At 53.7% G+C, this 13,284-nt stretch carries 4 protein-coding genes; all 4 read right to left on the reverse strand.

What is annotated here, in order from left to right; all coding sequences use genetic code 11:
- Window positions 1-6 precede the first annotated feature (6 nt).
- The 4 genes from ODJ80_RS01730 to ODJ80_RS01745 all read right to left on the reverse strand — a co-directional run bounded on the left by ODJ80_RS01730 (window position 7) and on the right by ODJ80_RS01745 (window position 13,040).
- Window positions 7-9,393, reverse strand: coding sequence for a leucine-rich repeat protein (locus tag ODJ80_RS01730; RefSeq protein WP_263040640.1), 9,387 nt, complete (start codon window positions 9,391-9,393; stop codon window positions 7-9).
- 70 nt (window positions 9,394-9,463) lie between these two features.
- Window positions 9,464-10,306, reverse strand: a complete 843-nt coding sequence (locus ODJ80_RS01735) for a tyrosine-type recombinase/integrase (protein WP_263040641.1) — start codon at window positions 10,304-10,306, stop codon at window positions 9,464-9,466.
- A 354-nt stretch (window positions 10,307-10,660) separates the two neighbouring features.
- A complete protein-coding gene (locus tag ODJ80_RS01740) occupies window positions 10,661-11,497 on the reverse strand; it encodes a tyrosine-type recombinase/integrase (protein ID WP_263040642.1) in 837 nt (278 codons plus the stop codon).
- Window positions 11,498-11,645: 148 nt separating this feature from the next.
- Complete coding sequence (locus ODJ80_RS01745; RefSeq protein WP_442863878.1) at window positions 11,646-13,040, reverse strand: MATE family efflux transporter; 1,395 nt, start codon at window positions 13,038-13,040, stop codon at window positions 11,646-11,648.
- Window positions 13,041-13,284: the final 244 nt, after the last annotated feature.

The following is a 13,284-nucleotide window of genomic DNA, read 5'->3' on the forward strand; positions in this document are numbered from 1 at the left end:
CTGTTTTTAGGAAAGTCCGGTCCAGCTTTCGGTGCCGTCCTCCGTGTGGTACTCGTGGGCGTTGGTGGCCTCTGCCACATGGAAGTAGCCCCAGTGTCCACGGTTTACATCGCCGAAGGTGTTGAGCTCTTCCTCGTGGGCGATCACATAGGGGCGGTCCGCCGCGCGGCCCAGCATGTGGTTGACAATGACCGTCACCTCGGCCCGGGAGATGGTGGCCTCCGGACGGAAGGTGCCGTCGGGATAGCCGTTGATCCATCCGTACTGGGTGGAATCCACCACAGCGCTGTAGAACCAGTCGTCCTCATTCACATCGGAGAAGATATTCACTCCGCCGCCGCTGGTGTTGGCGAACTTCATAGCGATGACGGTGAACTCCGCCCGGGTGATAGAGCGCTCCGGGTCGAACCGGCCGTTCCCCACGCCGCTGAGAATGCCCAGGGATGCCAGGGTGTTCACAGGCTTGGCGTACCAGGCGTCCGCCGGGACGTCCTCAAACTCCACGGTGATCTCCACGTCCTTCTCCAGGAGCAGGTTGTAGAACATCTGAGCGGCCTCGGCGCGGGTCATGTTCTGGTCCGGGCCAAAGGTGCCGCCGGGATAGCCTGCCAGATAGGCCAGGTGGTCCTTGGTGTTCAGCCAATCGGAAACGCCGGTATCGTCCGGGTCGGCGGGCTGGTCGCCCGGGTCGCTCCCTCCGCCGCCTCCGCTGGTCTGCTGCCCCACCACTACCATGGCGTCGGAGCTGGCGGACTCATAGCAGTCATTCCCCACAAAGCGGAGGGCGAAGGTGTAGGTCTCGTTGGTGTTGGGCAGGGTGAGCTCCGCCGTCAGGCTGCCGTCCTGATTCTCTGTCCATTCCAGCTCTGTCAGGTCGGGTGCTTGCTGGCCGTTTTGAACTGTCACAGTGAGAAGGTCGGACAGATCCTCGCCTTTTGCAAAAGCGGGCAGCTTCTCGCCCTTCAGGGTCAGGGTCACCTTCCCGCCGCCGGACAGGCTGTTGGGAGTGGCCTTCACCGTGACCGTGGGCTGGATCTTCTGGATAGTCACCGTCTCCGTATCGGTGGAGCCCTTGTAATCGCCCACGCCCGTGGCGGTGATGGTGTATTCGCCGGGGGCAGAGAGAAGCTCTACCGCCCGCTCTTTTGTGACAGTTTGTGGAGTTTCTCCGTCTTTGCTCACGGTCAACTGATAGTCAGTATCATTCAGTTCCTTCCCATTAAAGGTCACCGAAATGGCCGCCTTCGTTTGCCCGTTATCCCAAGTCCATTCGGACGGGGTGACTGTAAGGTTCAAAGTCTCCACCGGTTCCGCACCCGTCGGCAGAATGGTGAACTCCACCGTTACCTTGTCTTTGTAGTTTCCGGTACCAGTGACCGTTGCCGTGACCTTGCCAGGGCCTACCGCATCCGAGGTCACCGTGTAATCTGCACCGATAGACAGGTCCACATTGCGGTCGCTGTCCGTTACAGTCACAGCAGGCGTGACCGGGTACCCGGTATAGTAATACTCCTCGGGGTCAGCTTTCGCAGTGATCGTTGAGTCTTTTAGAGACTTCTTTTCGATGGTGAAAGCGTCCACCCGGGCGCCGGTGAAGTTATTGCAATCCTCACTAGCGGCGCTGAGAGCCTGGGCTTCCCCAGCGTTGGTGTTTCCATAGTACTCGGTATCTTTCAACTGGCTGATCGGTGTCCCGTTGTAGGTCAGCGTGACGTCCGGCTCTTGGGCTTCCCCATTATAGACCAACCCGGTCTGGGCAAAGGCGGCGGTAATATCCGCATCGCTCAAATCTCTGGGCTGGATCAGGGCAACCAATTCGGCATGGCCGGTGTAATTTCCGGTTCCTTCCACGATCACCGTATAGATACCGGCCTCTGTGAACACAGTGGTTCCCGGATCATACACATCGTCTGTCGGGTTCCCCACATAGGGCAGATAGGTATAGCGCAAGGTAAAGTCGACGCCTTTTTGCAGGGAAGTCTCACCACTGGTGACAGTCACACCAAAAGCGCGGTTCCCTCCGTCATACGTCCAGACGCGATCCTCAGGGTCTGTCGCGACTTGGAAGTCATCGCTGGCCACGTCCTGGGGCAGCAGCGTGTAGGTCAAATCAAACGCGCCCTTATGAGTGCCGGAGACCTCAACATGGATCGTGTAGATACCCGCCTTATTAAAGGTCAGCTTCAAGCCCTCTTTGACAACGTCGCCGGATTCGATCATGCTATCCTGGCGTGTAACCGTCAACTCGATCTCACTGCTGTCCACCGTATGCCTCCCATGGGTCACAGTCACGGTGGCGTTGTTGGTGCTGCTGTCGCCATAGTAGCCGAAGGTGTGGTCCAGGCTGGCGGTCAGGTCGCTGGCGTCCACGGGGCTGATTGTAAAGTTCTTCGTCACACTTTCCTTGTAGTTGCCTGTGCCGGTAATGGTCACGGAGCCGGTGCCCACCGCTGTGTTGTCGCTGTAGGTAATGGTGTAGTCGGTGTTCTGCTCCAGAAGAACGCCTTTGTCGTGCACGGAAATCGCATCATCGAAAGTGATTCCTTTGCCTGTGTACGTATAGCTTTCGGCAATGCCCGCGATCATGTCTTCTTCGATGGGTTTGGGATTAATGGTCAGTGTGGCTTCGCCGGTCACTGTGTTATAGCCCGGGGCGGTGATTTGGAACTTGATGGTAGTTCCGCTGTCTTTCACATCCGTATAGGCGGGCGGCTCGAACAGATCATACGCACTGGTTTTTTCGTTCCAATACATCACAGTGGCACCGGAAGCAGGCTGGGTCACCTTCACTTCAATGGTCTGGGGCTGGCCGTTATAGATCGTCGTTGCGCCAGTTATATTGTACTTAATTTCGGCTTTCTGGTCTGTAATTTTGACAGTGAAGGTAAAGGTCCCCGGGTTGTAGTTGTTGTCACCAGGGCAGTTAATGGTAATCTTCGCCTCGCCCGCTACGCCACGCAGTTCCAGCGTCGCAGTAGAATTTTTGGCAATCGCTACATCGGTATTTCCGCTGAGGAATGTAACACCATCGCCATTGCTATGCGTATAGCCTTCGTTGCCAGTCAGATCCAGCGGGATAGTGTAGGTGTCTCCCATTTCGCTGAGAACCAAGATTACTTCACTATCATTCAGGCCCGTATAGGTTGCGCTCAAATCCGCCTTTTTGATCTCGGTTGTCTCGTGGCCACTGGAGGCATTATAGTTGCCTCCGGCCTTAGTCTCCCAGTACACAGTATAATCGCCGGCACCGGTGCCCACAAGGGTCTGCCAGTTACTGGAGTCTGCGTCGCTGTATTCTGTCCAAGCTCCTTTCTCGCCCACTTTATAACGAATGTAGACGCCATCGGGTAATTCGGGGGCTTGCGCAAGCAATTGCTGCGGCTGACCATTGTAGGTTAGGTCCGCAAAAGGAAGACTGACATCCAGACTACCAGAAGCAGAAGCGTGGATATGATAGGTGATCTCTGTTGCCGCCTCATAATTCTCTGTTGCTGCAACGTTTACTGTAACAGTTACCATCTGCTGCGTCACTGCGACTGTGAATTTTCCTTCCGCATTTTCAGAGCCTTCCACCTGTGTCAAACCGTCTGAGGGATTCATCTCATAGGTAATTGCCTGTGAAAGGGCGGTGTAATCAGAGGCATCTGAGGCAATCTTTTGGCCAGTACTTTCGTTTGTGAACGTCACGGGATTAGAGATTTCCTCACCATACTGCGCATAAATATCGCTCCTCTTTACAGACACTTTTAACTGAGCCTTATCAATGGTATATGTGCCCTTTGCAGAATCTGCCTCAGTAGAATCCTGGCCGCTTCCGCTCCACGGTGTCTCACCGGCCCAAGTAATCGCATAGTTACTCACAACTGACGGTTCAGCCTTGGCCTCGCCGCTGATAGGGTATGTGCCAGCATTGCTGTCCTTGTTTGCAGTGGTGGAGAGGGCAATACCCAGATCATCACTATTGACAATTGCGTCCCCAGTAGTGACTTCGTTTGTAATAGCCACCGTGTAGTCCGTACCGGAAACAGGTTTGGCAATTCCACCATTAATCGCCGCGCCGTACTTACTGCTGTGGTCCGCAATGGTAATGGTAATCGGCCGCGCCTTTACGGTGTAGGTGCCGGAAGAGAACGTTACATCGTAGTTGCCGTACTTTTGTGCCTCTCCAACAATCGAGTAATCATTCCCCACCCCGGTGGAAGCGGTTGCATCGATCGTCACACCACTCAGGAAGTCGTCCAGAGAGTCACCAGACACCAAGCCGGTGTCAGGATTGCCCTCGGAAATATCCGTCAACTCAACCTTTGTCTTATCCGGCTCATCTCCATAGAAGCCTTCGGCATTGCCGATTTCTACCTTGATCGGCCGGGGGGTGATGGTATAGGTACCTGCTGTACCGCCTGTCCAGCTGCCGGTAAAGGTCACGTCGTAGTTCTTGTTGGTCCATTCACCGGTGATGGCATAGGCGCCGGCGTTCTTGGCGTCGGCAACGGTGAGGGTGATGTCGAGGTTGTCTGAGTTGTATATGGTTCCCTTAGATACATACCAGTTTTTCGGGTCTCCTTCAGATGTACCTTTTTCTTGCGCCACAATGGGCTCTTTACCGTCATAAACGGAAGACTGGTCACTGATGGCAACTGTGATGGGGGCGGGGGTAATGCCGACTGGGGTGTCTCCCACCTCGGTCACGGTTTCTGTTCCCGAACCACCGACAATTGGTTTTCCACCGGTGCTTACACTATAGTTGTCAAGATCAGTGGTTCCCACTGCTTCCAGAGTATAGGTAATAGTGATGGAACTGGCATCTACTCCGGCAGAATCATATTCTGCATGGGTATCTGTAACATTGATTTCCTCACCGTCCACACCGGTCTTCGGCTCTCCAATATTAACAATAGCTTCTTTCGTTCCATCGTACGGTTTGCGGGCAGTTACCTCCTTTTCAATCTGGAGAGGCTTGGGGCTGATCGTCACTGTGATGGGTTCCTCGCCTACATAGGGGTCGTAGCTATCCGCCTCAATTTTGTACCAGAACTGGCCGCTGTCGGCTACATCTTGTACGGTAAGAGCAGTGTCCCATACTCCTTCAGCTTTCGCGTCAGGGGCAGTGTCCGCGTACTGTCCTTCTTTTTTAACAAAGTAAACTGTGTAGTCATCCGTCTCAAGAGTAGCACCGCCAACACCCGTTACAGTAAAGGTCGCCGGGGGATGTGGCGCTCCATCATATTCTTTAGCGTAAGGGTCGGGGGTTACAAAAAGAGCAGCATTGGTAATAGTGACCTTAACTACTTTATGTGCAGGCAAATAGTTTGCATCTTCTGGGTAAGAGACACGCAACCAATAATCACCTACGGCGCTTGGAGCGTCTATTTTACCCTCCGTGCCGCCTTCGGTTGCCGCTTCTTTTGTTTGGTAGAACTGATAACTCAGGCTTTCGGAAGGAACCACGGCTCCCTCTACACCGGAAACTGTCGCTCGATAGTCGCTTTCCACCAATTGCTGTCCATCGTACAGAATTTCCTTATCGCCGGCCTGAATTTCCGGCGTGCCCTTGTCCACCGTAATGGTGTAGGTGGCAGTGGCCTCTCCGTAGTTCGCGCTGCCTGCCGCCGTGACGGTGATGGTGGCGCTCCCCGCCCGCAAAAGGGTGACTTGGCCGCTGGTTTGGTCAACCTCTACTACCGGGTTCTGGGTGTTTTCCCCTGTAACTTCATAACTGATGTCTTTTTCGTTAACCACGACATCGTTCACATACCCCTTGCCCGTTACGGTGAAGGGTACGTCGCCTAGGGTTTTGCTAACGGTGCTTTGCTCCGCATTCCACCCTTCTGTGCTAGACTCTAGCTCTACTCTTTGGGTGGCAGAGGTAATTCTAAAGGTATATGTCACCGCTTCCGTTGCCCGATAGTTCTGACAGGTATCTGGTACAGTAACTTTCACCTCATAGATACCTGCGGCGCTTACTTCAGGAGCTTTAGAAGATTCTACAGGAGATTGAGCTTCCTCGCTCCCTGCCGGGGTAAATGTGTAGGTATAAGTAAGAGTGTATTCGTCTCCTTCCTTCTGTAACCCCCTTACCCCAGGTGCAGGTATCGTCATATTCTGACCTGTAAAGGAAGCTGTCAAAACTTCCTCTTCTGGCGCCGTAAGGGTCAACTCAGCTTTTTCAATTGTAAACCGCCGCCTGTCGTTCCCCGTGATGGTATAGTTGTTCGAGTTCAGGCCTTCTTTAAAATCAAAATCGACCTGCACATAATAGGTTCCGGCGTTTGTAGGAGCCTCCTGCATCGGATCTGAGCTGCTTTGGTTGCTGTAAAACTTGTGGTCCTCGCCCAACACCAGCACTTCTGATTGCCCGGTAAGGGTAATATCCGAGCCACCGGTGTTATAGGGCTCGCCATCGTATGTGGTATTATTCACCTTAACGGCGGGGGCATTGATAGATTGCGGATTAATCTTCCATGTAAATCTGTAATCTTTCGCATCTTCGCCAGCCCACCAATAGTTTTGGGCTTCCTTATTGTTCAGGGCAACCGTAACATCGTATGTCCCGACATCCGTTTTTTGAACACTCGTGGCCGTATAGACAACATATTCTTTGTCATAACCTTTCCAGAAGGCGGTTAAATTGCCATTCTCATCATACTTTCCATCCAATACACCTTGATTGGTCCTGTAAAGCACAGGAATTGGATCTCCTGTGAATGTGTAGGTAAGTGTGGTGTACCCCGGCTTTTGCACAACACGCCGGGGGATCGTATAAGAGATTTTCACTTCCTTCTCCGTGCTGGTAGACCATGTATAGTTTTGGGGCTCTAACAAAGTGGCAATCGCTTCGTATGTGCCGGCGTTTATCTGTTTGTTGTTGGTAACTTTGTAGACACTCGTATACTCTCCGGCTGGGTCGTTTACACCGATCTGCTCTTTCTCCGGAGTGTAAGACTCCAAAGTGTTTGCCTTTGGCGTAGGAATTCTCTTTTTAGCAATCACACCTTGCGCGGTTATCTCGGCAGAACCATTTTCAAATGAGTCGTGCTCCACCTTAATGGTTACATTGTATATCCCGGCATCGATGATGCCCGCCACATCCATAGAAGTCTCAGTAGCGGTGTGTGTTTCTCCTGTTTCTTTTCCCTCTGCATCTTTCCACGTTACAGTAACTTTGGCATCTGTCGGCAGACCGACGATCCGTACCGTGTTGTGTTTTTCACCATCGTATGTTAAATTCGGAATGCTAGAAACGCTCAGGTCGTCTTTCGTCAACTGCTTGATTTCATAGGGCCCTGTGATCGTGCCGGTACCGAGTTCTTCCCCTGCCACAAGAGTATACCCCTCGGGGGGCTGAAGAGCCCCATCATCTGTATCCAGAAGATACTTGCTGCTTGTATAAGAGAACGTAACTCTTACCTGGTACTCTCCTACATTGTCCTCCGTTTCCTTTGGGGCGGTTTCTTCCCACGTATCATCATCATTCTGTCTGTATTCTATTTTATCAATTTTCGCATCTTCCGGCAGGTTCTGTACGCCAAAGTCTCCGTTGGGCTGCGCAACGTACCGGATATTGTTCTGAAACTCCACCTGTGAGAAATCCAGTTTTATTTTGTCAACCTGAACGGTAACTTGGAGTAACTGCTCACCAATCCCCGTGCATTCTGGGAATGTCAATCCAGCACCAGTTACAACTAGTTTTACATTGTATGGATGTGTCCCTTCCTCCAACGGGGCTGTCAATTTATCTCCATCGACTGCCCAATCCAAATGGGCATAATAATTATTTCCCACCCCCTGTACACTGGGCAGGTTCAATTCTTCCAGCGTATTGGCGGTGCTAGCTACTACAGCCTTATCTTCGATCTTCCATGAATAGCTATGTAAAATATTATCGCCGTCATGCAAATTCTTGTCTTCATCAACGCTCCAGTTGTGGCAAGTATATGTTATAACCGTAGGTCCCTCGCCCGCGCCAATTGTGGGATTCTCAATGCCGGTCACCACGTAGTTGTGCCCCAACGCTCCCTTTCCGCCTTCCTTTATGCGGATTTTCTCTTCCTCCTCGCAAGAGCGAACCAACCCATCGTCCAGATTCGTACAATGTTCATGCGTCCGCTCCGGCTGCATACAGGTGGCAGGGAGATCCTCACATTCCACATAACTATGACCTGGCGCGGAAATTTCAATTTTCGTCTCCACCACAACTGGCTCGTTCCCGGTACTAGCGCCCTCTAAGGTCATTTCATAATAACGATACCCCGGGTTTAAACACGTCGGAAGTTCCGTGTGGTCAAACTTTAATAGCTTCAGATCGCCCAAATAGCAGTTGACCCCATTATTGAGTAGCTCCCCGACGTCATTTTTTGTCAGGAACTGTGTTCCCATACTGACGTTTTCATACTTAATGTCACCCACCGTGATATCGGTCGAGTAATTATGGGCAGTATAAGTATCGGTGCCAAAGGCTCCGTCCGCAATATTCAATTTCTCCTTGTTTTCATGCTCCAAGGTCACCGTTTCCAGGCTCTTATGACCAGAAAACGCATTGGCTCCAATTTCCGTTACCGATGAAGGAATGGTAATACTGGAAAATCCTCCTGTATCGCTGCTGGAATTATAGCGATAGAAAGCTCTCTCCCCAATTGTGATAAGGCTACTGGGCAAGTTTAGCTCTCCGATCAAACTGTTGTTGGCAAAGGCGCTATTCCCGATCGATGTCACCTTTTCGGGAATATTGACGCTGGTCAGCCCGCAGCCGTTGAAGGCATACTCTGGGATCTCTGTCAGACTGTCGCTCAGCTTTACGCCCTCATTATCTTCGCCCGACCCTAGGCGCTCGCAGCCGTTAAAGGCATACTTGCCCATATCCGTCACGCCGGAAAGGTCCAGCGGCCCCACCAGCTTGTCGCAGCCATTAAAGGCGTAGTCACCCACGCTCTTTAAAGAAGTTGGATTTTCTATTTCCAGTGTCTCCAGAGTGGTCATTCCATCGAAAGCGTGGTTTCCAATCCCGGTAACGCCCTTGGCGATATAGACAGCGGAAGCATTACTTTCTCCCCAGGGTTTCTTAAGAGAACTGTCCTCCCCATAATCTGGAATCTGAGTATTGGCTGCACCAATTCCCGGTAAAATTATATATACAGCATCTTGCGTAAGATTTCCTTCATTATCATATTGGTTTTTTGTAAAGGTATACTGATATAAGTCACTTCCCTGTAGAGGGAAAGGACCTGCTTGGGTATAATCTTCTTCGCTTAACTCGCTTATCTTAGATTTCACCCACTCACTGAGTGAACCCTCCCCCGGCGCCGTCGCCTGGGCGCTTGCGCTCAAGGGCAGCATACCGGCCAGCAGGGTGCAGGCCAGCAGCAGGCTTACAAAGCGTTTCCACATTTTCTTCATGGTTCTTCCTTCCTTCCTTTTCTGGAATCCTGCGGCGCCCCGGCCGGGCCCGCTTTTGATCTATGAAAAATCAGCGTTCTTCGCTGAAGGCTTCCTCCCAGCCCACTGCCAGCTGTTCCTGTTCCAGCAGCTGGTGGTGGGCCCTCTCTACCAGCCGGGCCACGTCCCGCTGAAAATCCTCCTGAGTGGAGAAGAACAGCTTGCGCAGGCACCGGGGATTGCACTTCTCCGGGGCCACCTGAGCCTGGCGGGCCAACTGCTGAATGTTGGCCGTCACGGTGGTGCGGTTTAGGGGCTTGCCCCGCCGGGTGACGAATACCGGCCCCGCGGGCACCCCTGTGTCCCGGGCGTAGTGCAGCAGCTCCGTTTGCAGGCAGGGACAGAGCCGCAATGTTCGTTTCGGCAGATGGACCGCCCCGCTTTTCACAGCCTCCACCGTCAGCAGGGGAAGTTCCTGCACGGCCACCCCTGTGGCGGCAAAGGCCTTAACCAGCATGTACGCCCTTCTCTTTCCCAGGGCCCCCGCGGCGGCCAGCAGCCGCAGGTACTCTTTCCGGGAAAGCTCGGGCTGTTCTTTCTCTCCGGGGGCATGGGCCCGGGGCAGGGCCTGCAGCTCCCACAGGCCCAGATAGGCCAAAAACCCGTTCACCGCCGAGGAAAACAGGTTTACTGTGCGGGGCATGTACCCCTGCGCCAGCAGATGCTCCTGCCACTGGGAAAGGGTTTCCCTGCCAACCCGCTGGCCCTCTGGCAGAAACTTGTAAAAGTGCATCAGGCTGCGCCGGTAGGTCTGTAAGGTCCCCTGAGAGCACCCCTTGGAGGAGAGGTTGTCCAAATAAGCCTGGATCTGCTCCAGCGTCACCTGGGCCATCCACTCCCCCACCGCTTCTCTTTGCTGCTTTACTGCATACACCTGCGAAGGGTCACCTCCATTCTACCAAAGACAGTCTTCACAATTTGTCGTAAGCGCTCTAAATCCTTATCTTTTGTTAATAAGACAATTTTCACATATTGTCTGTTATCGTTCCGAAAAAAGCTTCTAATTCTATTTAAAATGGTATAAAAAGTTAACGAATATACAAAACGCAAAAGAATAGAGCGCAAAAATCCAGACTGGTCAAAAACAGCGTTTGACCGGCCTAGATTTTTGCGCTTAAATCCTTTAAATCCTCTTGCGCTCCTCTAGTTTTCGTGCTAGAATTAGACCAAAATTATGTACTGTGTCTTTTTTCGCATCAACAATTTAGGACAATCTGTGAATTTTGTCCTAAATGATGAGATGAAGACGCTCCAACTGGCGGGCATGCTCCGCGCCGCTGGAAATCAAATAGATCCGCGTGGTTTCCAACGAGCTGTGGCCCAGCACGTCGGCCAGCTTGGCCACATCCCGGCAGGCGCTGTAAAACACCCGGGCAAAGAGGTGCCGCAGGTTGTGGGGGAACACCTTGCTGGCGGCTACGCCGGCCTTCTCGCACAGGGCCTTCATCTCGGCCCAAATCTGCTTGCGGGAGATGGGGCTGCCCCTGCGGGTGCGGAAGATCTCCCCAGAGGCCGTTTTCTGCTTTTTGGCGTATTGCAGCAGCTTTTTCCGCAGCCTTTGGGGAATGAGGATGGTGCGGATTTTCCCCTTTAGGGAGACCTCCGCCCGTCCGGCCCGGGCCGCCTCTACCGTGAGATACTGCACCTCGCTGACCCGGATGCCCGTGGAGCAGATGGCCTCCATCAGCAGGCCCAGGCGCTCCTGCCTCAGCCTTCCTGCGGCGGCCAGCAGCCGGGCATACTCCTCCCGGGTCAGCTCCCGGCTGTCATCCCGAAACATCTGCCGCTGCACCCGCAGCGCCTTCACCCGGCAGTCCTCACAGCCCAAAAATTTGAACAGCTGGTTCAGCGGCACCAGCATGGCGTTCACAGTGCCCGGGCGGTAGCCTTTTTGAACCAGGCAGCTTTTCCACGCGCTGGCCGCCTCCTTTGTCACGGGCTTCCCATCCAGCCAGGCGCAGAACGCCCTTACATGGCGCAGGTAGTTTTCCACCGTTCCGGCGCTGCGCTCCTCCTGGCGAAGCTGTTCCGCAAAGGCGCGGATGGTCTCTGGGGTAATGGTCATTTAAAAAACCTCCTAACAACAGACTTACCCCTATTGTACCGTACTGGGGGAACCCTATACAGAGGAAGGCGGTTTGCACCCATAGAAAAATCCCCGGCTGCCTGTAAAGCAGCCGGGGATTCCTTTGTGCTGAGCTTCTCTATTTTAATTAGTATGCCGCGCTTCCGCCTGACTTTTGATAGCGCTTCTCCCATTTGCGGAACAGCCGCGCCAGCACAACCACCGACGCTGCCGCCAAAACCACCTCGGCGGCAAACTGGGCATAGGCCAAACCGTACAAGGGGAACAAGGCATTCAAAAGGAACAGGGCGGGGATTTCCAGCACCACCTTGCGCAAAATGGCGAACAGGAACGCGTACTGCCCCAGGCCGGTGGCCTGGAACACCCCCACCGCCAAAAAGTCGATGGCCAGAAAGGGCATGCCCAGGCAAAAACCCCGCAGGAACCGGGCGCCCAAATCCACAATCTGCCCATCCTGCATGAACAGGCTGACCCACAGGCCGGCCCCGGCAAAATAGGCAACCTCCATCAGGACAAGGAACACCAGGGCAATCCGCGCGGCAAAGAGGAAGGTCTTTTTCATCCGCCGGATATTGCCGCTGGCGTAATTATAGCTGATCAGGGGCATGATGCCCTGGGAGAGGCCCAGGGCGATCTGCACGGTGACGGAGTTAATCTTCTGGGCAATGCCCATGGCCGCCACGGCGTTGGACCCAAAGCCAGAGGTAAAGTTGTTCAGCACGCTCATGCCCGTCACGTTCAAAAGGTTCTGCACCGAGGCGGGAACCCCCACGGCAAAGACGCCCAGGACAATGTGTTTGTCCGGCTTGAACATGGAGGGTTTGACACACACATAGGTCCTGCCCCGCTTGACGTAGAGCAGCACAAAAAAGTACAGGCACGCCACGCAGTTGGAAAGGAAGGTGGCCAGCCCCGCCCCCTCCGCGCCCATGTTCAACCCCCAGGGCAGGATAAAGACCGGGTCCAGCAGGATGTTCAAAAAGCAGCCGCTCATGGTTCCAATGCTGGCGTGCATCGAAGCGCCTTCCGCCCGCACCAGGTAAGCCATCACCACATTTAAAATGGCGGGCACCGCGCCAAAGGTCACCGTCCAGCGGGCATAGCCCACCGTGGCCCCCATGGTCTCCTCGGTGGCGCCCAGCAGGCGCAGAAGGGGGTTTTGCAGCAGCGTGTAAACAATGGAAAACAGCAGCCCGGCAAAGACCGCGCAGTAAAACCCAAAGGCAGAGCTGCGGTACACCGTCTCATAGTCCTTTTTCCCCAGGGAACGGCTCATCATGCTGGAGCTGCCCACGCCGAACAGGTTATTCACCGCATTGAAGGCCAGCAGCAGCGGAGCCGCCAGGGTGACGGCTGCGTTCTGCACCGCGTTGTTGAGCATGCCCACAAAATAGGTGTCCGCCAGGTTGTAAAGCACCATGACCAGAGAACTGAGCACTGTGGGCACTGCCAGCTTCATCACCGCCTTGGGAATGGGGGTGCGTTCAAACAGCTCTGTTTTCTGGGCGTCTTCCATTGCCATACCTCCTGCCGGGAAAGCCGCAAAGGAAAAAGGGCACCGCCCTTTTTCCTTTGCCCCATGCTTAATCTATATATAGTATAGCACAGGCACCGGGCATTGACAAGGCCCGGCAGGGAGCGCCCCCTGCCGGGCGCCTTTCCCTTTTCCCCAATTTCCCTCCCTTTTCCCACCGGATATTTTCCTATGAAAATCTCTTGACAAAGAGGGCGGATTGCCTTAGAATTAGTTCGAGACCTAACAAAAA

The organism is Acutalibacter sp. LFL-21, from assembly GCF_025630755.1.
In the GTDB taxonomy this organism is placed as follows: domain Bacteria; phylum Bacillota; class Clostridia; order Oscillospirales; family Acutalibacteraceae; genus Acutalibacter; species Acutalibacter stercoravium.

What these genes read in the sequence shown, in the direction of transcription:
- ODJ80_RS01730 (WP_263040640.1), bottom strand. Translation starts at nt 9,393, where the DNA reads ATGAAGAAAATGTGGAAACGCTTTGTAAGCCTGCTGCTGGCCTGCACC.
- ODJ80_RS01740 (WP_263040642.1), bottom strand. Translation starts at nt 11,497, where the DNA reads ATGACCATTACCCCAGAGACCATCCGCGCCTTTGCGGAACAGCTTCGC.
- ODJ80_RS01745 (WP_442863878.1), bottom strand. Translation starts at nt 13,040, where the DNA reads ATGGCAATGGAAGACGCCCAGAAAACAGAGCTGTTTGAACGCACCCCC.